The organism is Vibrio sp. 1978 (assembly GCF_033344345.1).
Genome location: NZ_JAWPOP010000005.1, coordinates 112,047 through 135,400 on the forward strand (window position 1 = coordinate 112,047; position 23,354 = coordinate 135,400).

The window sequence follows — 23,354 nt, forward strand, 5'->3', positions numbered from 1 at the left end:
GAGGGTGGCATTGTTAACCGGAGTCGCTCTAATTAAGCTGCGACTTCTTGTTTCGCTTCTGCTTTGCTTTTTAAGAATGCGTAAGTAAAGCCAGTTACCGCTGTACCTGCTGCAATAGCCACTAAATACATTAATACTGGTGAAATTGCGTTAGGAATTAGCAGCACGAATAGACCGCCGTGTGGTGCCATTAATTTCGCACCGAATAGCATCGATAGGGCACCAGTAAGCGCGCCACCGGCCATACAAGATGGAATCACGCGCATTGGATCTTTCGCAGCAAATGGAATTGCGCCTTCAGAGATGAAACACAGGCCCAAGACAAATGATGCTTTACCAGCCTCACGTTCATTTTGTTCAAATTTGTTCTTCGCAATGAAGGTCGCTAAACCCATACCTAGCGCAGGAACCATACCTGCGGCCATGATTGCCGCCATTGGTGCGTAAGTTTGTGAAGCCAGAAGGCCAACACCAAATGCGTAAGCGGCTTTGTTTACCGGGCCTCCTAGGTCGAAACACATCATAGCGCCAAGGATAATACCCAGTAGTACTGCACTGTCAGAACCCATGTTGTTTAGGAAGTCAGTCAGGCCGTTCATGATGCCTGAAACTGGGCCGCCTACGATGTAGATCATGACAAGTCCGGTGAACAATGTTGCCACAAATGGAATGATCAGAATCGGTTTTAGCGCCTCCATCGATTGTGGCAGTTTCACCTTATCTGCGAGGAGTTTCGCTGCGTAACCAGCAATGAAACCAGCCGCGATACCGCCAAGGAAACCTGCGCCAGTAGAACTTGCTAGCATACCGCCAACAAGACCAGGAGCGAGACCAGGACGGTCAGCGATTGAAAACGCAATATAGCCAGCAAGTACAGGAATCATCAATGCGAATGCAGAGCCACCACCAATGTTCATCAAGGCTGCTGCTAGTGTGCCTTCTTCTTTAAATGCTTCAATACCGAACACGAAAGATAGAGCGATGATCAGACCACCTGCGACAACCACAGGCAGCATATGAGACACACCGGTCATCAGGTGTTTGTAAGCGCCTTTTTTCTCTTCGGTGGAAGATGAAGAGTTAGCTGAACCAGAATGTTGATACACCGTGGCTTGCTCGAATGCTTTGTCCATCTCTTCGGCTGTTTTTTTCAGAGCTGGGCCTGTTTTCGTGCGGTACATCTTTTTGCCGTTAAAGCGATCAAGTGGCACTTCAATATCCGCAGCAATGATCACCAGATCGGCATCTGCAATTTCTTGCTCAGTCAGTTGGTTTTTAGCGCCAACTGAACCACGAGTTTCCACCTTGATTTGATGGCCACGACGCTTGCCTTCTTCTTCTAAAGCTTCTGCCGCCATAAAGGTATGCGCAACGCCAGTAGGGCATGCCGTGATTGCAACAATCTTCTTTGATGCTGATGTTGTATCTGTAGTGATAGGGGCTGCAAGTGTGGTTGCTTTTTCAAGTAAAGTGGCGTTTTCAACCGCTTGCTGGAGAAACGCAGTTGCGTCTTTTGCTACTTCGCTAATTTCCGCTTGGTAAACCTTTTTTCCTACAAAACGAGAAGTGTCGACGCTAGTATTTGCCGCAATGACAATGACTTCTGCTTGTTCAACGTCAGCTTCCGTCAATAGTGTTGGTTCAACCACACTTGATTGACATTCTATTTTGGCATTCCAGTTTAATTTTGCGGCGGCTTGTTCTAGTAATCCTGCCGCAAGGATGCTATTTGCTACACCGCTCGGACAGGCAGTAATAATGGCAATATTCATACGATAACCTTCTGTTCCTTAGTTTTGTTCTAAGTTTGTAATAGGGTAAAGCGCGCTAACTTCAGTTTGTCGCTTGATATTTTCCAGTTCTTCCTGACTGGTTAGCCCTACGCCAACTTGACTAACTGCCAAAGCAGAAAGTGCCGTAGCGAAGCGCAATAAATCGTTTTTAGGCATCAGTTGCATGTGGCCCCAACACAAGCCAGCGACCAGCGTATCGCCTGCGCCAACGGTGCTCACTACATTCATTCGAGGCGGTTTTGCACTAAGCCATTCGCCTTGGTTGAGCCACATAACACCGTCAGGTCCCATAGAAACCACGATGTTTTCTATGCCCTTGTCGCTCAGTGTTTGCGCAGCAGCTTGGCATTGTTCAGGCGTTTCTAGATGTTCGCCAACAAAATCACCAAGTTCTTCATCGTTAGGTTTAATTAACCATGGGTGAGCATCAATACCTGACTTCAATGCGGCTTTGCTACTGTCGAACAACACCTTTTTGCCTTGTTGATGCAGTGCTTCTATCCATGCAGCGCATTGCTCTGCAGTAACACCGCCCGGTAGGCTGCCTGCCAATACAAAGTAATCGTGTGTTTCAGCAAGGCGGAATAGGGTTTCTTCAAAGCGCGCGATTTCTTCTGCCGTAACTTGAACACCAGGGAAGTTAATGTCACTAACGTTTCCATTAGCCTCAACGAGCTTGACGTTGATACGAGTTGCACCTTGTACTTCTACAAACTCATTCTTAACGCCGATGTCATTGAAAAGCTGATGGAATAGCTCAGGGTTATTTTTACCAAGAAAGCCGGTAACCGTGACATCTGCGCCTAAATCGCTCAACACTTTTGCTACGTTGACACCTTTACCTGCAGCGTGGAGATTGCTTTGCTGTACTAAGCTCACGGAACCAACGTTTAGTTCATTTACTGAACCTGTTAAATCCAATGCCGGGTTGAGCGTAATAGTGACAACCTTATTTGTTTTGTTTGTCATATCGGATCCTTAACCTTCACCAAGGCCAGAAGCGATTGCATTTCCGATAGACTCCAAGGCTTGCGGCGCATCAGGGCCTTCTGCTGTAAATTGAAGTTGGTGACCGTGCTTAACGCCCAGCGCGATGACTTTCATTAGGCTCTTCGCGTTTACTGCTTTTCCATCTCCGTCTAGGTTGGAAACACGTATAGTGGATTCAAACTTTTTCGCTTCTGCGACTAACATTGCCCCCGGACGAGCATGTAGGCCGTGAGAGTTTTTGATTTTAAATACAGCGGTATTGCCTTCTTCTGAAGATGCAGCTGTGACTTCTTCACCTTTGAACAAAGCAAGAATCTGTTCTACTGATGCATCTAAAAGCTTGCCGTGTTCATTGTTAAACACAATATTAGAAAGCGTTTTTAGGATAGGTTGGTGAGCATTGTTACATGCCGCGAACGCGACAAGTGCACGCACTTTTTGACCTTCATATTCGCAGTCGTTTGCCGTCGAGACAAATGACACACCTGTGCGAGTGACATGTTTGTCACTGCCAATTAACCACAGGCCATTACCTAAGTGAGTTGGTTGTTTGGTAACGAGATCTGCAACGAATTCGTTATCAGCACATCCCGTATTTTTCAACAGACCACCAGCAACAGCACTCATCTGTAGCATGTCGCTCGCAGGGAACATCAGTTGAATTAAAGAAGCGTCAAAGTCTGCTTCAAGCTGAACATCACCGTGCAGTAGGGCGATGATTTCGTCTTCATTTTTTGCATTACGCAGACGTTCTTCTACGCCATCTGCGCCTAGCACTTTGGTGAGCTGTTTAAGAATGCCAAGGTGCTCATCAGATTTAGCTGCGATACCGATAGCGACGAACACAGTATTGCCATCACCCCAGTCGACACCTTGTGGGAAGTGGTGCACAGCAACACCCGTTGTTTTCACCATTGCACGAGTGTCGGTTGTACCGTGCGGTATGGCAATACCGTTCCCCAAAAACGTAGAGTTTTGGTTTTCACGGTTTAGCATGCCTTCAACGTAACCTTGCTCAACTAGGCCTTTATCAGTCAGGCTATGAGCAATACTCTTTATTGCTTCAAACTTATCTGTCGCTGATTGCGAGAGGGTAATGTCGTTCTTATTTAGCTTAAGCATGGTGCTTCTCCAGCCTTAAGGTATCAATTTAAAAATGTATTCTGTGTGAGAAGTTGAACGCCGCTTCTTCTGAGCGCTTATCACTCCTCAAACCTTTTATATTTCAAGCTAAATCGATTCAGCTTGTTGGTAAATTTTTTAAAAGACTCAGAAAAACTGTTTTAAAAACTGACGTTAACAAACGAGCCTTTGCCGCTGTCCTATAGCCTAGCTCACAAATTGGTTTGTTGCGTGTTCGGGTGATTTACGTCAATTTTTAAGTTTTGCTGAATCCTTTCAGCTTTTATACTGAATCGGTTCAGCTTATAATTCAACTTATCGAAAGATCGTTGATGTATTAATATGATCGCGCGCACAGAATAAGGTTTAGAATATGACACTGGATGAAATAGCCAAATTAGCGGGTGTTTCTAAGACAACTGCAAGCTATGTGATTAACGGAAAAGCGCAGAAATACCGCATCAGCGAGAAGACTCAGAAAAAGGTGATGGCCGTTGTAGAAGAGTACAATTATAAGCCAGATCATGCGGCGTCTTCCTTGCGGGCAGGTAATTCACGCTCATTTGGGCTTATCATCCCAGACTTAGAGAACACCAGTTATGCGCGTCTTGCAAAGCTGATAGAGCAAAACTCTCGGAAAGCGGGGTACCAAATTTTGATTGGCTGCTCTGATGATGATCCTGATACAGAGCAAAAGGTGGCGGAAGCATTAGTCAGTCGTCGTATTGATGCGTTGTTTGTGGCAAGTGGTATGCCCACTGCAAACGAGTATTATCTTAAGTTGCAAAATTCTGGTACGCCAGTTATCGCGCTAGACCGTCCAATGGATGATGAGCACTTTTGTTGTGTCATCAGCGAAGATTTTGATGCCGCACTTGAACTCACTCAGTCAGTACTGTCCGAGGATATAAAGTCCATTGGCTTAATCGGTGCATTGCAAGATCTTCAAGTCTCAAAAGAGCGTGAGCTCGGTTTTCTATCTGCTTCTCAACAAGGTTGTAAAACGGCAACAGTGGGTTATGGACAACACTTCTCCCGGGAAGAAGGCAAGAAAGTCTTAGAGAGGTGGTTAACAGAGAACGCATTGCCAGATGCCATTGTTACAACGTCATATACACTGTTAGAAGGTGTGTTGGATGTAATGCTAGAAAAACCAGAACTGATGGGAAAGGTGCGTTTAGCAACATTTGGTGATAATCGACTGCTGGACTTCTTGCCTGTGAAAATCAACTCTTTGCCTCAACAGTTTGAGTTGATCGCGGACAGCGCAATGGAGTTAGCACTCAACGCTTCCGCCAAGCGTTACAAGCCTGGCGTAGAACTTATCCCGCGTAAAATTGTGAAACGTCACTAAGTAACTAAATAGGTTGCTCAAAGCTTTACTTCAGCAGTCAGCGCCACAAATGCGTGGTCGCTGGCGTTTTTATCTCTGTCATAAATCGGGTTGATCAGATGTTGGTTAGACACCTGATAGTCAACAACCTCGGCAACCGATATATCTGATAAGGTATCAAACTCTTGCGAGAGCAAGATATAGTCGAGTACATTCCCAGTGGAAAAATGATAGTGCGTGGCTGGGCGTTCATCCTTCAGGGTGTCACTTTGCAATAACCAACCATCTTTGAGTTGTAATTCAGTGACGCTGTCACCAGTATTGGATACCAATGCGCTGTTAACGCTGATAGGAGTGATAGGTTGATTCATATCGCCCATTAACACTGTCGGCATTGGTTCTTTTCGATACCTCTTTTGCATCGCGTCTCTTAACATCGCTGCTTCCCAGCCTCTTTGCTGGGTGGATAACCAGCGCCCAATAATCGTGCTAGACGTTTCTGGTTGTTCTGAGTCGGCCGGGCGTTGAGATTTCAGGTGCGTTACGTAAACGGCGATATGACCAAGTACAGGATGTATTACTTGGGCATAGATAGGTTTGCGACTGAACTCTGGAACAACACTTACTCCAAAAGGCTCAAGCGTTGCTAAGTCAAACTCTACCGCTTGTACTTTTTCTATTGGAAACCGAGATGCGATTGCCACAACAGGGCTTGAGTAAATGTACTCATCTTCAACATGTGGGGTGTCAACGGTCGCAAAGTAGGGGTAGCCGATGGTTGAAAAAAATTCCTGGGTCTTCTCGATACTGAACACTTCTTGTAAGCCAATCACGTCGCCTTCCAGTTTTTCAACTTGACGTTGCGTCCACGAAAGTTTGTCTCGCCATTGCTCTAACGAGTATATGTTCTCGAAATCATAGTAGGCGTTAGGCGGTGCGACAAAATTAAACAAGTTCGCAGTGACAAAGGTAATTCTACTTGGTTGAGACAAAGTATTCGCTCTTTTCAACAATAACTTAGAGAGTATATACCTTCAGGTTGCGTAATTGCAGCTTCGTTTGAGCTACGCATCGGTATACAAGCTAACAAGCTAACAAGCGACAAGTTAAATGGGTTAAGAGGTGCTCAAATGCCAAGGCGAATCGGTGATTGAACATCGGCAGAGGTTTCTATTTTTAAGCATTGCGTTTAAACTTCAGGGCATCAAATAGTAAGAGTAAGTAACATGACCCAAGATTACGACCACGAAGAGTATTTAGAAGGCGAAGAGATTGAGATCGAAGCGATTGGCATCGATGTTGATGCGCATCCAATCGAACTGTACAAGCTTTTTAAAATCGCAAACTTGGTCAGCGGTGGCGGCGAAGCAAAACATATCATCGAGGAAGGCTACGTCGCGGTGAATGGTGAACTAGAAACACGTAAGCGCCGCAAGATGTATGATGGTGACTTTTTTGAGTTTAACCAGGAATATTATGTTGTGGTTTGCGATGCGCCAGTAACCGAACCTGAAACGGCAGAGCAAAAAGCAGAAAAGAAAGCGAAAAAAGAAGCGCAGTCTTCTCGTAAAGATAAGTCTCGTCAAAGTAAGTCACCTAAAGCCTCTGGGCCTAAATCAACAGGCCGTAAAGCGGCACATAAAGAGCGTAAAGCGCAGAAAGAAGCGTTGTCTCAGTCTGCTAAGAAAGGCAAAAAAGAAGACAAACCGCAAGCCACTCGTGATCCGAAGAGCGGTCGTAATTCTATTGATTTTTTCTAGGGAAATGAACGCTTAACTAAATAAGTGACATCTGAGTAAAACTAAAAAGCGCCGAGCATATTATATCGGCGCTTTTTTGGTTTCACTGTGCTGTAAGTGGGCAGTGTTAATGCACAGTCGTCTCGATGTTTAGGCTATCTGTCCAGTGATGAATGGCGCAAGGCTTTCCTAAGTAAAAGCCTTGGTAATAATCCAAATTAAGTTGATACATAGCTTGTAGCTGCACGTCTTCTTCAACCCCTTCTATAATGACTTTTGCTCCCATATGATCCGCTAGATCAACGGCGCTATGTATGGAAAAGGTTTCTCCGGCGCAGTAGTCTAGCAAATAGGAACGATCGATTTTGATGATGTCAGGGCAGAGCTGCTGAACACGTGCGATATCAGAATGTTGGGCGCCAAAATCATCGATAGCAAAGATAAAACCATTTGCTTTCATTAACTGTACGGCTTTGATTAATAAATCCGTATTTCCGCATGACTCTTCGACTACTTCAAAAACGACGTCTGATGGGCTCATACCAAGTTCGGAAAGGCGTTTGTAAAGCAGGCCGTTATCTTTAAAGCCCATGTCTTTGGTTAGTGTGAGTAGCGTTTGAGGCATGACGTTAAGAAACAGTTTGATCGGCGTCCCCGCGAAATAGCGTGCAAAATTTCGAATGTGCATTGCTCTGGATAAAAACTCTACACATAAGCGAAAGTAGGGATCAAGACCATTATTGGCCAGAAACACGTCAGGACGAATTAGGGAACCATCAATGCCACGAATACGCAGTAAGGCTTCCATACCAATAATACGTTGGCGTCTATCAAAAATTGGCTGATAAACACTGTGAAAAGTGAATTGATTGAGAACTACGTAATATTCACCAAGATTATCTTGTTTTATGTATCGCTCGTAGTCGGATTGATTCTTTAACTCCATGAAAAACGCCGAAAATTTAGCATCTTGCCAATGTAACAGGGTGCAATTCTGATTTGAAGAATCAAATGTGCCTAATTACATATGCGGTTGAGTTAATTTGAAATGGCTTCCGATTTTGCTTCAATATGGCGAAAAATAAGTGACAGACCAAAACAAATTAAGAAGTAAGCAAGGCCGACAATCAACCAAATTTCAAATATATACCCTGATGAATTTGCCATCTCTGTCCCAACAAACGTCATTTCTTGTATCGAAATCAGTGAAACAATAGAGGTGTCTTTCACCAAAGAGATGGTTTGACCGGCAAGTGCAGGTGTTATTGATTTAAGCACCTGTGGCGCGATAACAAATCGGTATTTCACCCATCGAGACAAGCCCAATGAGTCAGCCGCTTCCCACTGACCTTGGTCGATACTTTGTAAACCACCGCGCACAACTTCTGCAATGTAGGCAGAAGAGAGTAAGCCGACGCATAACACGCCAGAGGCAAGGTTTTCCCAAAGGTTAGAAGGCCCAAACAGAAAGCGCTGTAGCGCATTTGGTTCGCCGTTGTAGTTTCGTAGAAGATCTTCCAAACCGAGCAACGGGATCAATTGGTTAGAAATGAAAAAGTAGAAAATAAAAACAAACACCAACGGAGGGATGTTTCTCACTAACTGGATAAACGCATTGGCAGGTGTGCGCAACCAAACGGAACGAGAGAAGCGTGCTAAGCCTAACAAAGTGCCAAACACTAATGCGAAGCTGATGCCCCAAATACTGAGCCTTAACGTCGAAATCAAACCTTGGAAGAAGTAGGGCAAACCACCATCTGCTCTAGGCGTGAAAAGTAATTCAAGCGCCTCTTTCCACTGCCACAAATAATGCACACCAACAGCGGACCGATGGTACAGCCAAACACCACCGATACCGCACATAACAAGTAGTACCCAGTCTAGTGTGTTTAATTGCGGTAAAAGGTAGCCTGTGCTGGATTTCGCGGGTGCTGTGCGAGTGGTAGTGTGTTCGCCCAAAAATTTGACTCCGATAAGTTATGGAAAAGTAAAATGGATGATTGGAGAGTATAGGCTCGCGGCGTCCACGAGCCATTTAGATTACTGGCCTTGCGCGACTTGATCTTGCCAATCTAATGTCGAGAACCAGTATTCATAACGTTGTTTTAACCATCCATCTTGGGTTCTTGCTTCAATCCATTTATTGAAAAAGGCCTTTTTATCTTCTTCCCCCAAGCGAACTGCAAAGGCTTCGTTACCTTGTGATAGTCGCTCAGAGAATGGAAGGAATAGTTTGTCGCTGTGTTTCACTGTCTCATGTTCTGGTTTTGGGCTAGAAGCAATGACCGCGTGGGCGTTACCATTCAGCACCTCTTGGAACGCTTGCGCGTCGTCATCAAATTGCAGGATCTTCGCTTTCGGGAAGGTTTCTCTGGCTACTTGAACGGTGAATGCGCCGCGACGAGCCGCAATTTTTACGCGTCGTGAGTCAAAATCCGAAAATTCGCTAAAACCAGAGGCGAGTTCTTTGTTTGCTGCTACTTGAACGCCTGAGTGCGAGTAGGGCGCAGTAAACAAGACGCTTTTGGAACGTTCAGGCGTAACAGACATGCCACCAATGATCACGTCGAACTTTTTCGCCAGTAGTGCGGGAATAATGCCATCCCACGCAGTCGGTACGAATTCCACTTTCAAACCTGAATCTTCTGCTAAGCGTTTGGCAACATCGATTTCAAAACCGATTAACTCGCCTTGCTTGTTACGCATTGCCCAAGGTACAAATGTTGACATACCAACGCGCAAAGTACCTCGTTCTTTGATTTGATCTACATTGGGTGTGGCGACATCTTCTTTCGCGATTGTAGGCATAGCTATGGCTAGCCCTAATAATGCAGTAATGGTCGCTTTGAATAACTTCATGTTATCTCCTTATAATTTGCGCCAACTGGCTCCGAGTTTGTGTTCTAGCCATGCAGACAAGCCAGAAAGTGACAGAGTGAGAGCAAGATAAATTGCTGCCACGGTAAACCAAATTTCGAACGGCATCGCCGTCTCTGAGACGATGTTGCGTGCCTGTGTCGTTAGATCAAAAATCGCCATCACGCTTACAATGGAAGAGTTTTTGATCAAAGAAACCACTTCATTGGTTAATGGCGGTAATGTGCGCTGTAAAACCTGAGGCAAAATCACGTCTTTGTAGGTGTAAAACGGTGATAGTCCGAGAGTTTGTGCTGCTTCGAATTGCCCTTTAGGAATACTGTTTAAACCTGCACGGAATATTTCCGCGGTGTAGGCACCTTGGAAAAGGGATAATGCCAAAACGGCGGTGCTGAATCGGTCCAAACCAATCACGGGGCCAAACACGAAGTAGAGTAAATAGATTTGCACCAACAACGGCGTGTTACGTATTACTTCGACATAAGTGGTACCAATAACATTGCCGACTTTCGAATCGCTAAGCCTTAGTAACGCGGTGACCAACCCCAACACTAAGGTAAAAAATAGACTAATAGCAGAGATGTTAAGCGTGACCAATAGCCCATCAATAAGTTCTGCCGGCCACCATTCGCCATCTTCATAAAAAGCGATGTAATCAGGTACGCGCTCCCATTGCCATTGATAGCCCATAGCGTCGGCACCAGAGTCCAACACCCACACAATCGCTATGAAGAGGAGCGTCATTTGCAGTAAAGCTTGAAGGACAGGTTTGATTACGCGAACTATCATCAGTAACTTAAAATTTGGTTCAAAAATGCTTGGGTGCGTGGATGCTGTGGTGTCTCAAATAAGGCGACTGGAGAGTTCATTTCCACGATTTGGCCTTCATCCATAAATACCACGCGGTTCGCTACTTTTTTGGCAAATCCCATTTCATGCGTGACGCAAATCATCGTCATTCCGCTTTGAGCCAGCTCAACCATGACATCCAACACTTCGTTGATCATTTCCGGATCAAGCGCTGAAGTTGGCTCGTCAAACAGGAGTAAATCCGGTTCCATACACAAGGAGCGGGCAATCGCGACGCGTTGCTGCTGACCGCCAGAAAGCTGGATAGGATACTTACTCGCTTGCTCTTCAATATTGACTCGCTTTAGGTAATGTCTTGCGCGTTTTTCAGCTTCTTGTTTTGATAATTTGTGTGTGCGAATCGGCGCTAAGGTGAGGTTTTCCAGTACAGTCAAATGAGGAAAAAGGTGAAAGTGTTGGAACACCATGCCGATTTTACCGGGCTTGAGAGATTTTGCGTGAGAAGGCTGGTCGAACACATGAAGCTGGCCTTCTTGAATCGATTCAAGATGATTGATGCAACGAATGAGCGTTGATTTTCCGGAACCTGAAGGGCCACACACCACGACGATCTCGCCAGAATGCACAGAGAAGTTGATGTCTTTTAGAGCGTGGTAATCGCCATACCACTTATTTACGTCGCTAAACTCAACGACGGGAGTATTCTCTTTCAAAGGGGCACGCTATAACGGAAAAATATCCTTTTACAATAGCAAGTTGTGCGCGTAATTTCATTAAGAATAAGCTAATGTTTAGGCGATGATTTTAAGACTCTATTCAGATCGCTTACAAGATACATCCATGTTTCTTTAATGTTGGTGCAGTCTAGAGTATGACTAACTCAGTTCAACGAGATACGGATAACGAACAACAATCGCAACAACAGACATAACCATTAGTGTCTGTGCAGAATAGTAGGTCACCATGACAACTTGTCGTGAAAATATTGACCGTCCTCCAAAGCGTTCGAAAGCCAATACGATGCCAGAGATAATAAAGATAAAGCTTCCGAGCACTGCAAAAGAGGAGGATTGTGTTTTCCCACTCAAATAATACTCGATCGAAGCCCAGCACATAGTCATCAGTACCAATATATAACTAGCAACTGGCCGTTTTTCTTTACCGAGATCCGGTCGGAACAACCAGTAGACGCATATACCGAGTCCGAACAAGGCAATTGGGAGCCAAGGTGTAAAATGCCACGCTGACATGATGGCAAAACCATAACTATAGGAGAGATGGGCAGAGCAAAAGAGCACTAATCCTGTAACGAACTTGTCTCTAGGGAGCATTAATAACACGTCACCAAGCAACGAGAGCGATAAGCCAATCAAAATCCAATGCGCATATGGCATTGGGTAAGCCGGGGACTGAATTAAAATACCAAGCATACAGAGCACTGGTAATGGTTTAGAAACGTAAAAGAGCCATTTAGAGCCTTTACGGATACTGATGATATGTATGAATGCTAATACGACAACAACTAGCCACATAAAGTGTTTTCTCGAACAGACAAAATTATGTAGTACATCACTACAACAAATCAAAACTTAATTAACGAGTTAACTCGTTCTTTGATCTCAATTATTTTTATTTGTGTAAAGCTGGACAGTTGTCTCTTTACTAACCAACACGGCCGATTTTTTGTCTGGAGGGAATCGTTGTTTTTATAAGCCTCCTCGTTTTGAACGTGATGTGGCTTACAAAATAGCATAAAAAAACGGTATTGTGACTGTTAAGTCACAATACCGTTAAACCCTAGGAAGGGCAGTGAAGAATTGTTGCAGTTATGAGACAGCTAACTCTAAGATTTCTCGGCTACGTTCAAGTGTGATCGCCTGGTTTTCACCTAAAACAGTCATGCCGTGTTTGTTTAGTTGATCAATGATGGCATCGATAGCTTGTTCACGGCTCTCACCATAGTTTTCGAGCTTAGTTGCGACATCAAGTTGATGATAAAACGCTTCGATAGATTCGATTGTGCGCTCTGCTAAATCCTCACCTGCTTCAAGACCAAATACGTTGCGACCCATTTGTTCTAACTTAGGGCGCTTAAACTGCATTTGGTTACGAAGTAACGACGGTTGGACAATTGCAAGAGAACGCGCATGATCAACGCCCCATAGAGCCGTTAATTCATGGCCGATCATATGTGTTGCCCAGTCTTGTGGAACGCCACTACCAATTAACCCATTCAATGCTTGGTTAGCAGACCACATTAAGTTTGCGCGCCACATATCGTCGTCTCGTTCCGCAAACTGTTCTCCGAGTTTTTTTAAAGTTTTCAGCAGTGTTTCTGCGTAACCATCTTGAACCATTGCACCGGTAGGAAGCGTCAAGTATTGCTCACATACGTGCACCCATGCGTCAACAATGCCGTTGATAAGCTGGCGTTCTGGCAGTGTTTTCATTACATCTGGGTCTAACACGGCAAATTTTGGCTGCACTGCTGGAGACATGAACGGAAGTTTGTCTTGAGTTTCTTTTTTAGTGATAACTGCGCCCATGTTTGACTCTGAGCCTGTTGCTGGCAATGTCAAAATTGCAGCTAGAGGCGTCGCTTCAGTGACTTGGTGCTTACCAATCATGATATCCCAACCATCACCATCATACTTTGATGCCGCAGCTACGTATTTGGAACCATCGATGACTGAACCACCACCTACCGCTAGAATAAAATCAACACCATGCTCTTTTACCATTGCGACTGCTTTATCGAGTGTTTCTTTGGTTGGGTTTGGTTCAACACCTGAAAACTCTAGCCATTCATGTCCCTCAAGAGCTTCTGCTACTTGGTCGTACACGCCATTTTTTTTGATGGAGCCACCACCGTATACCACTAAAACTTTTTGGTCGGATGGGATAGCTTCTTTGATTGCTGCGATTTGTTTTTGACCAAAGAAAATCTTGGTTGGGTTTACATAAGAAAAGTTCATTATTAGCCCTCTTGCTTCCAGTGAAGGAGATTGAATACATGCATATTAGTCCTGATTAACGATCGTTAACAGGTCGATTTCTGCAAATAATTTGCCTATTTCTACAAAATTAATGCTCTTGAGCTAGAAAGTTAAAGTCGAGAGGAAGTATAGTGCTCGAAACGATAATAGAGACCAAACTCGTTGGTCATTGATGGAGCGCTCTAATGCACACTCTCGCAGATATCATGCAGCAATATGTTGAAAAGCAGGGGCTGCATGACCTAGAAGGTATGAAGAAAACAGCGATAGATGGCGTATGGTTTTATCGCAGTAGCAAAGGGAATCATCGCCAGCCGTTTGTCTATCAGTCCGGCATCATCGTATTGGGTCAAGGGCATAAGAACATTCATATTGGTGATACACCAGTGCAATATGGGCCCGAAGATTACCTTGTTGTCGGGGTTCCCATGCCACTAGAGTGCGAAGCGTTTGCGACAAACAATGAGCCTTTACTTGGCATTTCGATAGATATTTCGCCAACGCTTCTTCATAAACTCGTTAAAAAATTAGAGGCTGAGAAATTCAGTAATAAGTGTCTGGATGCAACCCGTTGCGGCCTTAAGTCGGTACGTATGAATGAAGGTATGTTGGATGCGTGCAAGCGGTTAATGAAAGCAATGTGTAACGAGCTTGATGTCATCATGCTTGGCGAGCTGCTTCTTGAGGAAATTGTGTATCGTACTTTGGTGAGCAAAGAGGGGTATGTTTTATTTGACCTAGCACATCAAGAAGGTTCTTACGCGAGGGTCGCTAAAGCACTAAATCGCGTGCATCAAGCGTATCATGAACAGTTGAACGTACAAGCATTGGCTGAAGAAGCCAACATGAGTGTGTCTGCTTTCCATCAAGCATTTCGCAATGTCACGCTTGAATCTCCGTTGCAATATATTAAGAAAGTTCGACTTAACAAAGCGCGCGAATTGATCCAGTTAGAGGGGAGACGTGTTAATGATGCAGCGAGAATGGTCGGTTACACGAGCCCATCACAGTTTAGTCGCGAGTACAAGCGGCATTTTAATGAAACGCCAAGGTCAACAAAGGCTTAGTGATCTTTATTTCAAAATGGCGACTTTTTTTACCTTTTTTATTAATTTGCGAGTGACATATTTATTTGAGTTATAAAATTAGTTACTGGTGCCAAATAATAGGTACGTTGTTGCAATCATTTAGTGGATTGTTGCGAGGCGGTGTGGAAAACTCGTAAATAGATAGTGTGAAATCACCAACTTGTACTTAAGTTATTTTACGTCGAAATAAAAGTATAGATGCGCTTCGTTTAGCGCATTTAGTATTGTTTTAACAATAACTTAAGGAAGAGCGATTATGCACCTTAAAAACGGCAACGCAGTGAAAAACGTGTTCACACTAAGCACACTCACCGCTTCTTGTCTTATGGCCTTCAATAGCTACGCAGCAGTTGACTGTGCCCCTCTAGAAACTTGGCAATCATCAAAAGTTTATAACGGTGGCGACCAAGTTCAGCATGAAGGTAATGCTTATAAAGCGCGTTACTGGACGCAAAACAACAATCCAGCGCAATCTGGTGAGTGGGGCGAGTGGGAAACACTTGGCGCTTGTGATGGCACTGGACCGGTTGATCCACCTCAGAATGAAGTCCCGACGGTTACTCTGACATCGCCTTCTGCGTCGGCTTCTGTGACTGCGGGTGATGTTGTTAACCTAGCTGCAGATGCGGCAGATACTGATGGGACTGTTAGCAAAGTAGAGTTCTTTGTTGATGGTGTATTAGTTGGTCAGGCAACGTCTGCGCCGTATGCTGTATCGTGGACAGCAACTGAAGGACAGCACGAGTTCTCTACCAAGGCCTATGACGATGCAGGTGCCGTTAGTACGGCAAGTGTTGTGACGTTAACTGTGGCATCAGCGCAACCTGGTAACGAAGCGCCGACAGTGGATGTCGCGCTTTCTGCGAGCTCTATTGACCTGGGTGGTTCCGTAACACTGACTGCAAATGCTACGGATGCGGATGGTACCGTTGCTAAAGTTGATTTTTATGTTGCAGGTGTGCTTGCTGGCACTGCTACAACAGCGCCATACACGCTGGATGTAACCCCTTCACAAGCTGGCTCATTAAGTGTTTATGCGAGAGCAACCGATGATGCTGGAGCAACAGCAGATTCTGCAATTGCGACGTTAACAGTAAACGGCGGCGCAGTGACATCTAATTGTCGTCCTGATGGTCTTTATCAAACAACGGGTGTAGATGTTCCTTACTGTTCTATTTATGACGAAGAAGGCCGTGAGAAAATGGGGGCTGATCACCCACGTCGTGTAATCGGCTACTTCACCAGTTGGCGATCAGGTGACGACCCACAATCGACTTACCTTGTTAAAGACATTCCTTGGGAACAACTTACTCACATTAACTACGCGTTTGTGAGCATTGGTTCTGACGGCAAAGTAAACGTTGGCGACGTAAATGATCCTAACAACCCTGCTACAGGTAAAACTTGGCCAGGCGTTGAGGTAGATCCCGCTCTTGGTTTTAAAGGTCATTTTGGTGCACTAGCAACTTACAAGCAAAAACATGATGTTAAAACGCTAATCTCGATTGGTGGTTGGGCTGAAACGGGCGGTCACTTCGATACGAACGGCGATCGTGTAGCTGATGGTGGCTTCTACACCATGACGACGAATGCGGACGGTTCTATTAATCATGCTGGTATTGAGAAGTTCGCAACTTCAGCCGTTGAAATGATGCGTCAGTACAAGTTCGATGGTCTGGATATCGACTATGAATACCCGACGTCAATGGCTGGTGCTGGTAACCCTTACGACAAAGACTTCATGGAACCACGTCGTCAGTATTTATGGGCGTCTTACCAAGAGCTGATGAAAGTATTGCGTGAGAAACTTGATGCGGCATCCGCGCAAGATGGTATTCATTATATGCTGACTATCGCAGCACCATCTTCAGGTTACTTGCTACGTGGGATGGAAACCTTCGATGTAACTAAGTACCTAGACTACGTAAACATCATGTCTTACGACTTGCATGGGGCTTGGAATGATCACGTTGGTCATAACGCGGCTTTATTCGATACAGGTAAAGACTCTGAGCTAGCGCAGTGGAACGTATACGGCACTGCTGCATACGGTGGTATCGGTTACTTGAACACAGACTGGGCTTACCATTACTTCCGTGGTTCTATGCCAGCAGGTCGTATTAACATTGGTGTTCCTTACTACACCCGTGGTTGGCAAGGTGTTACTGGTGGTGAAAATGGCCTTTGGGGCCGAGCGGCACTACCAAACCAAGCAGAGTGCCAACCGGGCACAGGTGAAGGTGAGAAGAACAACTGTGGTCACGGCGCTATTGGTATCGACAACATGTGGCATGATACCGACCCTAAAGGAAACGAAATGGGCGCTGGTTCTAACCCAATGTGGCATGCTAAGAACCTAGAAAACGGTATATGGGGCTCTTACGCAGCTGCTTACGGTCTTGACCCAGTCAACGATCCTTCAGATAAGTTTGTTGGTACTTATACTCGTCATTACGATAGCGTTGCTGTAGCACCTTGGTTGTGGAACGCGGAGAAGAGCGTATTCCTATCTACGGAAGATAAAGCTTCTATCGAGGTGAAAGCCGATTACGTTATCGATAAAGAGATCGGCGGTATCATGTTCTGGGAACTAGCCGGTGACTACAACTGTTACGTACTGGATGCAAATGGTAATCGTACGGCAGTAGATGCAACTGAACAAGCTTGTGCGGCGGGTAATGGTGAATACCACATGGGTAACACTATGACCAAAGCTATCTACGACAAGTTTAAGTCTGCGACGCCTTACGGTAATAAAGTAGCGACTGGTCCAACACCAACTGAAGCAGTAGACATTACTGTTAGTGTTGGCGGCTTCAAAGTTGGCGATCAAAACTACCCAATTAACCCGAAAATCACGTTTACGAACAACACTGGTCAAGCGATCCCTGGCGGTACTGAATTCCAATTCGATATCCCAGTATCTGCGCCGGACAACGCGAAAGACCAATCAGGTGGTGGTTTGAAAGTAATTGCTTCTGGACATACTCGAGCAAACAACATTGGTGGCTTAGATGGCGTAATGCACCGTGTGTCGTTCTCTCTACCAGCATGGAAAGACTTGCCGGCGGGCGGCACTTACGAGCTTGATATGGTTTACTACCTACCAATCTCTGGTCCGGCTAACTACTCAGTGATTTCTGGTGGTAAAGAGTTTGCGTTTAAGTTTGAACAGCCAGCTCTACCAATTGGTGATCTCAATGCGGGCACGGGTGGTGGTACCACTGAACCAGGTACGTGTGATACGACAGGTTTAGTGACATACCCAGCTCTGCCACAAACGGATTGGGCAGGTAATCCAAGCCACGCTAACCAAGGTGATAAGATCATCCACAACGGTGTGGTTTACCAAGCGAACTGGTGGACAGCGGCTGAACCGGGTACAGATGGTAGCTGGTCAACGGTATGTAACATCTAATTATTATGGATTATTTGTTATAGCCTAATGTTTACAGGTACTTAAACAAAAGCGCACGATGATTATCGTGCGCTTTTTTGTTGTGATAGTTTGTCGTTTAATCGAATTGGTAACTTTCAGGTATGACGACAATACCTTTGTCTGAGATTTTAAATCGCTTCGCATCTTCAAGTTTGTTGATGCCAATTTGAGTATGTGGCGGAATACGAACATGTTTATCAACTATGCAGTTGACCAACTGACTTCCTTCACCGACTTCCACGTCATCAAAAATGATAGAATCGACTACCGTTGCACTGTCTTGGATACGTACATTAGAAGAAATAATGGAGTGCTGTACTGAGCCGCCGGAATTGATGACACCGGTAGCAATGATGGAGTTAATAAAAATACCTTCATTACCCGTAGCCGACGATACAGTACGAGCTGGTGGAAACTGCGGCTCGTAAGTACGAATCGCCCAATTAGACTGATAAAGGTTCATTGGCGGCACAGGTTCTAGTAGATCCATATTCGCTTCATAGAAGGAATCAATGGTACCTACGTCGCGCCAATAGCAATCTTTATCGACGCGCCCTTTACTACCACAGAATTGATAAGCGTAAACGGATTCCGTATCAATCAGCTTAGGTATGATGTCTTTTCCGAAGTCATGGCTTGATGAATCGAGTTTTGAGTCTTCTTCAAGCGCTTCTTTCAAAACATCCATATCAAAGATATATATTCCCATAGAAACAAGGCTTCTGGTCGCGCTTCCAGGAAGGGTAGGTGGGGTTTCAGGTTTCTCTATAAACGAAGTAACGAGCCCGTTTTCTGCGGTGCCCATTACACCGAATGCTGAAGCATCCTCTACGGGAACATCCATACAGGCAACGGTGAGCTTAGCACCTTTCTCTTTATGCTCTTCAAGCATTGCGGCGTAGTCCATTCGATAGATATGATCGCCGGATAACACAACCACATACTTTGCATCATTTCGCGATAGCAACCACATGTTGTGATAAATCGCATCGGCGGTTCCTTCATACCATGCACCACCTTTGCGCATTTGTGGTGGAACAGCAGTAATGTACTCGCCTAGCTCTGGATTGAATATCGACCAGCCGTCTCGCAAGTGTTTTTGAAGTGAATGAGATTTATATTGGGTTAAAACAAGGATCTTGCGTAAACCCGAATGTAAACAATTGGTTAGTGTGAAATCTATAATTCTATATTTTCCGCCAAAAGGTACGGCTGGCTTGGTTCTGTCATCGGTGAGTGGGCTGAGTCTAGACCCCATCCCTCCTGCTAAAATTACGGCAAGTGCGTCTTCCATAGTATTCCCTTTCCCTTTTCTGACATGCATCAAAACGGTGCTAACCTGAAGGAGGTGGTATGCAACGCAGAGGTTTTGAAAAGCATGTGCTAATGTGCTTATTAGTGATAAGTCTACTACAAGAATCGAGCCATAGAATATCTCCTTAAAAATCAAGGAGGTTAAAATTTCACTGTAAGACAACTGCACCATATTAGTGAAGCGCTAAATAGCCCGTGCATCAAATTGGCGCAAAATGGTAGAAAGGAGAAGTCAACAAGTATGGATTTACAATGTAAAGTGGCGACAAAACAAGAAGATAAATAGGGTTTTCTAGCTTAATAACTATGGCTAAACAAGGCTTAGGGTTAGCGTCTTAACTCTAAAGGTCTAAAACAGGCGCGTTGATGTAAGGCAGGAGAGCTTTGTATCAACGATTCAAGAGTAGAAGGCCTTAGACAACTCTTTTCACAGTTGTTGAGAGTGAGTGGATAGGTAAGTAGACCACTCACTCAATGAATATGCTCACTTCACTGATAGCGATACGTCATCACTGCACTAAGAGAGACCGACGATATTTCCTTCATCATCAAGATCTAAGTTCATAAATGCGGGTTTATCAGGTAAGCCTGGCATCGTCATCACGGTACCAGATAATGCATAAACGAATCCTGCGCCCGCACACAAGCGCAGCTCGCGGATTGGGACGGTAAAACCAGTTGGTGCGCCTTTGACTGCGGAGTCTGTGGTTATAGATAGTGGTGTCTTCGCGATGCAAACCGCTAAGTTGTTAAAACCTAGATTTTCAAAATGTTTGAGCTGTTCAGTCGCGATAGGAGTCATTTCTATATTGGTTGCTCCATAGCCCGCTTCACATACTGCCATGAGCTTTTCGAGTAATGATTGCTCTTTGTTGTATAACGGACAAAACTCTACAGGCGTGGTACACGCATCAATAACATGTTGAGCTAGTTCCGTTGCGCCTTGTCCGCCTTGCGAAAAAGCGGTGCTGATGGCTACTTTAACTTCGGGATTAAATTGGTGAATCAGCTCTTCAAGAGCTTTAAGCTCTTTCACACAATCTTGTGGAAACTGGTTAATGGCAACGACAGCAGGTAAACCGTATTTATGAACGTTATTTATGTGCCATTTTAAATTTTCAAACCCAGCCTCCAATGCTGCTTGGTCCGGATTAAAGATGGAATCTGGAATAGCCATACCTGGCCGTAAATCGTAGTGTCCGGAATTCGCTTTGAGGCCGCGTAATGTTGCTACGATCACTACACAGTCTGGAGCTTTGTTAGCGGCAGCAGCTTTAATGTTACACGCTTTCTCAAATCCCATATCCGAACCAAAACCGGCTTCAGTTACCGTGTAACCTGACAGTTTTAGCGCAATATCGTCCGCGATAATGGATGAATTTCCATGGGCGATGTTTGCAAATGGACCTGCATGGATCAACGTAGGAACACCTTCTAGAGTTTGCATCAGTGTTGGTGCAATCGCCTCTTTTAGTGTTACTGCCATTGCTCCTGCAACTTGTAGATCTTCCGTAGTGACGGGGTTTCCGTTCAAATCGTACGCTACGACAATTTTCCCGATACGTTGACGTAAATCTTTTAAATCTTTGGCTAGTGCAATGATAGCCATTAACTCGGAAGCGGCTGAAATATCGAACCCTTCGTCACGCTCGAAACCATTGATGGTTTTTCCTGCATCATTGAGGCCAATTTTGACTTTACGTAGTGCACGATCATTATGGTCCATCACTCGTTTCCAAGTAATACTTGCCGTGTCGATTTTAAGTGCTCTTAACCCGGTGCGTGATTCAAAGGCATCATAACCCTCGCGTTGCTCATGGAACAAGCGAGCGTCAAGAGCGGCTGAAGCAAGGTTGTGCGCCGCTGTCACTGCGTGAATATCACCAGTAAGGTGTAAGTTTAACTCTTCCATTGGAGCTACTTGAGAATAACCGCCGCCCGCTGCGCCACCTTTAATACCGAAGACGGGTCCCATCGAAGGTTGCCTTATACATGCAATAACAGATTGATTAAGCTTTGCTAGACCTTGCGCCAAGCCTATCGTCGTAACGGTTTTTCCTTCGCCAAGAGGAGTCGGCGTGATCGCAGTGACGAGTACAAGTTTACCGTCATCATTTGCTTTGAGTCGTTCCAAACATTTTGGGTGGACTTTGGCTTTGTGCTTCCCGTGAGTGTCATACTCTTCGGGTGATAGTCCTACTTTTTCCGCGATAACATCAATAGAAGAAAGTGGTGTTTTTCGGCAAATTTCGATATCTGACTGCATGGAGAATCCCCAAAGTGGCACTCAGGTAGCGTTGAAAAACTACCTGAGTTATAACGAGTATTATTGTGAGGCAAAGGTCTGCTTGGTGATGGTACTGTTTCGGTTAGGCTTGTAAAGAGTTTACTGCTTCGTATTGTGCGACATACTAACGAAATCTACTCGTTATAGTGCTAGATAAAAACAAAAAGGCCACCAAATGGTGACCTTGATATATTTTAGCTTTAAAGCTGTCGTTTTAACGATCCCAATAAGTCTCTTCTAAGCTATCTTCTCGTTCAGGAAGCGCTCGCGATAGGCGAGGAGAGTGCTGCGTCAACACTTCATAGCTTACTCGGTTTGCGTATTTACAGATCTGAGAAAGCGAGGAGTAGGTTAAGCATCGTACTTCGTGCTTTTCTGAGTTAGGCACTTCTTTTTGGTGGAAAGAGTTTGCTGCCATGTCATGCAGTAAGGCTGAAAGGGCTGCATCACCCGCACCGTTAGTGTTCTTAATCTCTAGTGGTCCACCAAGGTAAGGGCCGATGTGAGAGTAGACCTTCATTGGGTTTTGACAGTCTTCTTTACGCATCGCACGACTAAACTCGTACTGGTTAAAGGCTTCGAGGGAGCTTTCAAGGATGTCGTGTGTGGTTTCTCGTTTTACTTTCTCGTCGGTGTAACCAGCCATGTACAGACCATTTGGTCCTGCTGTACAAAGTACGAGATCAACCCACTCAAGTGCTTTATCAGCAGCTGCTAGTGGCTCTGTTTCACCTGTTAGCGCCGCACCTTCTTCTTCATTCATAGCGACAACAGAAATGTTTTCGCGAATGTATTCTTGCCACCACTGTGCGTTACCTTCGATAACGTACTTCGTCCCTAACGTAAGTACAACAGGGACATCGTGCTTCTTAGCAAAGTCGATCGCTCTTTGTACCGCTTTAGGCATTGGATCTTCTTCTTTACCACGCATTAGGTAAGAAGAAACAACCAGGGCTGATGCTTTCTCAAAGATCTCTTCAGGAATGCTTTCCGGAAGTAGTTGATTCATATGACCTTCGTTGATAGCAAATGTACGCTCACCGTCTTGAGAAATTAGGGTGTAGCAGCGACCAATAGGGCCATCTACCGTTTGTAAATGGTTAAGGTTCATGCGTGAAGACGTACGGCAAAGGTAGCGATAAGCAAAAGAACCGACTTGAATGTTCTTAGACATCACACCGAGCAAAACGGATTTGCTATCGGCTAAAACTGAGTAGTTGTGAAGAGTATTGCCAATCGTGTCACCTGGGTATTGGTGTGTGATCAGGCCTTGCTCAACCAGTTCTTCGTAAAGTGCATCTGCTTTGCTTTCTTCAAGAACGAGCGAATGTCCTTTACTCAGGTTGTATTTCTCTAAAAACGCGTCATCTACACGTGCTTCGATATCTACAATGGTTTGACCGACACCAACAATAGTTGGGCGATATAGCTTAGGTGCCTGTCGGATTTGGTTTACTAATGGATCTCGAGCGTGAGTTGGGAAGTAGTGTTTAGATTTACGCTGACCAGGAAACTTCATGCTTGTTCTTGAGTGAGAAAAAAAAGAGGCGGGATTGTATCACAAAA

18 protein-coding genes are annotated in these 23,354 nt (G+C 44.9%); 4 read left to right on the forward strand and 14 right to left on the reverse strand.

Annotated elements, in window-relative coordinates:
- Positions 1–32: 32 nt before the first annotated feature.
- The 3 genes from fruA to fruB are packed head-to-tail and all read right to left on the reverse strand — an operon-like array spanning position 33 to position 3,905.
- Positions 33–1,772, reverse strand: coding sequence for a PTS fructose transporter subunit IIBC (gene fruA / locus R8N49_RS07105; RefSeq protein WP_005376409.1), 1,740 nt, complete (start codon positions 1,770–1,772; stop codon positions 33–35).
- Positions 1,773–1,790: 18 nt separating this feature from the next.
- Positions 1,791–2,762: a 1-phosphofructokinase gene (gene pfkB, locus R8N49_RS07110; protein WP_186585340.1), complete on the reverse strand. Its 972-nt coding sequence runs from the start codon at positions 2,760–2,762 to the stop codon at positions 1,791–1,793.
- A gap of 9 nt (positions 2,763–2,771) precedes the next feature.
- The gene (gene fruB, locus R8N49_RS07115) at positions 2,772–3,905 is read right to left on the reverse strand and encodes a fused PTS fructose transporter subunit IIA/HPr protein (RefSeq protein ID WP_005386065.1); all 1,134 of its coding nucleotides are present in this window, start codon (positions 3,903–3,905) and stop codon (positions 2,772–2,774) included.
- Between the two features lie 373 nt (positions 3,906–4,278).
- Between fruB and cra the strand changes: the two genes are divergently transcribed.
- A complete protein-coding gene (gene cra / locus R8N49_RS07120; RefSeq protein WP_065275272.1) occupies positions 4,279–5,259 on the forward strand; it encodes a catabolite repressor/activator in 981 nt (326 codons plus the stop codon).
- A 17-nt stretch (positions 5,260–5,276) separates the two neighbouring features.
- Here cra and R8N49_RS07125 read toward each other — a convergent pair whose 3' ends face one another.
- Positions 5,277–6,230, reverse strand: a complete 954-nt coding sequence (locus R8N49_RS07125; RefSeq protein ID WP_186585338.1) for an endonuclease/exonuclease/phosphatase family protein — start codon at positions 6,228–6,230, stop codon at positions 5,277–5,279.
- Positions 6,231–6,464: 234 nt separating this feature from the next.
- Here R8N49_RS07125 and R8N49_RS07130 point away from each other — a divergent pair, with 234 nt between their 5' ends.
- The gene (locus R8N49_RS07130) at positions 6,465–6,998 is read left to right on the forward strand and encodes an RNA-binding S4 domain-containing protein (RefSeq protein WP_005376400.1); all 534 of its coding nucleotides are present in this window, start codon (positions 6,465–6,467) and stop codon (positions 6,996–6,998) included.
- Between the two features lie 106 nt (positions 6,999–7,104).
- On the opposite strand, the gene R8N49_RS07135 is transcribed toward R8N49_RS07130, so the two are convergent.
- The 7 genes from R8N49_RS07135 to R8N49_RS07165 form a co-directional block, all read right to left on the reverse strand.
- Positions 7,105–7,923, reverse strand: a complete 819-nt coding sequence (locus tag R8N49_RS07135) for an EAL domain-containing protein (protein ID WP_005386068.1) — start codon at positions 7,921–7,923, stop codon at positions 7,105–7,107.
- Between the two features lie 92 nt (positions 7,924–8,015).
- Positions 8,016–8,936: an amino acid ABC transporter permease gene (locus R8N49_RS07140; RefSeq protein ID WP_017820957.1), complete on the reverse strand. Its 921-nt coding sequence runs from the start codon at positions 8,934–8,936 to the stop codon at positions 8,016–8,018.
- Positions 8,937–9,017: 81 nt separating this feature from the next.
- Complete coding sequence (locus R8N49_RS07145; protein ID WP_170893211.1) at positions 9,018–9,836, reverse strand: transporter substrate-binding domain-containing protein; 819 nt, start codon at positions 9,834–9,836, stop codon at positions 9,018–9,020.
- Between the two features lie 9 nt (positions 9,837–9,845).
- The gene (locus R8N49_RS07150; RefSeq protein WP_005376396.1) at positions 9,846–10,643 is read right to left on the reverse strand and encodes an amino acid ABC transporter permease; all 798 of its coding nucleotides are present in this window, start codon (positions 10,641–10,643) and stop codon (positions 9,846–9,848) included.
- Positions 10,643–11,377 (reverse strand): amino acid ABC transporter ATP-binding protein, encoded by a 735-nt coding sequence (locus R8N49_RS07155; RefSeq protein WP_017820955.1) that lies wholly within the window; start codon positions 11,375–11,377, stop codon positions 10,643–10,645. The genes R8N49_RS07150 and R8N49_RS07155 overlap by 1 nt, the downstream gene beginning before the upstream one ends.
- A 162-nt stretch (positions 11,378–11,539) precedes the next feature.
- Positions 11,540–12,196 (reverse strand): lysoplasmalogenase, encoded by a 657-nt coding sequence (locus R8N49_RS07160; RefSeq protein WP_186585336.1) that lies wholly within the window; start codon positions 12,194–12,196, stop codon positions 11,540–11,542.
- A 294-nt stretch (positions 12,197–12,490) separates the two neighbouring features.
- Positions 12,491–13,639 (reverse strand): iron-containing alcohol dehydrogenase, encoded by a 1,149-nt coding sequence (locus R8N49_RS07165; protein WP_186585334.1) that lies wholly within the window; start codon positions 13,637–13,639, stop codon positions 12,491–12,493.
- Between the two features lie 206 nt (positions 13,640–13,845).
- Here R8N49_RS07165 and R8N49_RS07170 point away from each other — a divergent pair, with 206 nt between their 5' ends.
- Together R8N49_RS07170 and R8N49_RS07175 are read left to right on the forward strand one after the other, a co-directional pair.
- On the forward strand, positions 13,846–14,727 hold the full coding sequence (locus tag R8N49_RS07170; RefSeq protein WP_005386077.1) for an AraC family transcriptional regulator: 882 nt from the start codon (positions 13,846–13,848) through the stop codon (positions 14,725–14,727).
- A gap of 277 nt (positions 14,728–15,004) precedes the next feature.
- Entirely contained in the window at positions 15,005–18,166 is a 3,162-nt protein-coding gene (locus tag R8N49_RS07175) for a chitinase C-terminal domain-containing protein (RefSeq protein WP_167416043.1), read from the forward strand.
- 97 nt (positions 18,167–18,263) lie between these two features.
- Here the strand turns inward: R8N49_RS07175 and glgC are convergent, their stop codons facing one another.
- The 3 genes from glgC to R8N49_RS07190 form a co-directional block, all read right to left on the reverse strand.
- Complete coding sequence (gene glgC, locus R8N49_RS07180; RefSeq protein WP_033906540.1) at positions 18,264–19,481, reverse strand: glucose-1-phosphate adenylyltransferase; 1,218 nt, start codon at positions 19,479–19,481, stop codon at positions 18,264–18,266.
- Between the two features lie 537 nt (positions 19,482–20,018).
- Entirely contained in the window at positions 20,019–21,767 is a 1,749-nt protein-coding gene (locus tag R8N49_RS07185) for a formate--tetrahydrofolate ligase (protein ID WP_213866354.1), read from the reverse strand.
- A 235-nt stretch (positions 21,768–22,002) separates the two neighbouring features.
- The gene (locus R8N49_RS07190) at positions 22,003–23,307 is read right to left on the reverse strand and encodes an inosine/guanosine kinase (protein WP_005376376.1); all 1,305 of its coding nucleotides are present in this window, start codon (positions 23,305–23,307) and stop codon (positions 22,003–22,005) included.
- Positions 23,308–23,354: the final 47 nt, after the last annotated feature.

Coding starts and splice junctions, on each gene's coding strand:
- fruA (WP_005376409.1), bottom strand. CDS start 1,772: ATGAATATTGCCATTATTACTGCCTGTCCGAGCGGTGTAGCAAATAGC.
- pfkB (WP_186585340.1), bottom strand. CDS start 2,762: ATGACAAACAAAACAAATAAGGTTGTCACTATTACGCTCAACCCGGCA.
- fruB (WP_005386065.1), bottom strand. CDS start 3,905: ATGCTTAAGCTAAATAAGAACGACATTACCCTCTCGCAATCAGCGACA.
- cra (WP_065275272.1), top strand. CDS start 4,279: ATGACACTGGATGAAATAGCCAAATTAGCGGGTGTTTCTAAGACAACT.
- R8N49_RS07130 (WP_005376400.1), top strand. CDS start 6,465: ATGACCCAAGATTACGACCACGAAGAGTATTTAGAAGGCGAAGAGATT.
- R8N49_RS07135 (WP_005386068.1), bottom strand. CDS start 7,923: ATGGAGTTAAAGAATCAATCCGACTACGAGCGATACATAAAACAAGAT.
- R8N49_RS07145 (WP_170893211.1), bottom strand. CDS start 9,836: ATGAAGTTATTCAAAGCGACCATTACTGCATTATTAGGGCTAGCCATA.
- R8N49_RS07150 (WP_005376396.1), bottom strand. CDS start 10,643: ATGATAGTTCGCGTAATCAAACCTGTCCTTCAAGCTTTACTGCAAATG.
- R8N49_RS07160 (WP_186585336.1), bottom strand. CDS start 12,196: ATGTGGCTAGTTGTTGTCGTATTAGCATTCATACATATCATCAGTATC.
- R8N49_RS07165 (WP_186585334.1), bottom strand. CDS start 13,639: ATGAACTTTTCTTATGTAAACCCAACCAAGATTTTCTTTGGTCAAAAA.
- R8N49_RS07170 (WP_005386077.1), top strand. CDS start 13,846: ATGCACACTCTCGCAGATATCATGCAGCAATATGTTGAAAAGCAGGGG.
- R8N49_RS07175 (WP_167416043.1), top strand. CDS start 15,005: ATGCACCTTAAAAACGGCAACGCAGTGAAAAACGTGTTCACACTAAGC.
- glgC (WP_033906540.1), bottom strand. CDS start 19,481: ATGGAAGACGCACTTGCCGTAATTTTAGCAGGAGGGATGGGGTCTAGA.
- R8N49_RS07185 (WP_213866354.1), bottom strand. CDS start 21,767: ATGCAGTCAGATATCGAAATTTGCCGAAAAACACCACTTTCTTCTATT.
- R8N49_RS07190 (WP_005376376.1), bottom strand. CDS start 23,307: ATGAAGTTTCCTGGTCAGCGTAAATCTAAACACTACTTCCCAACTCAC.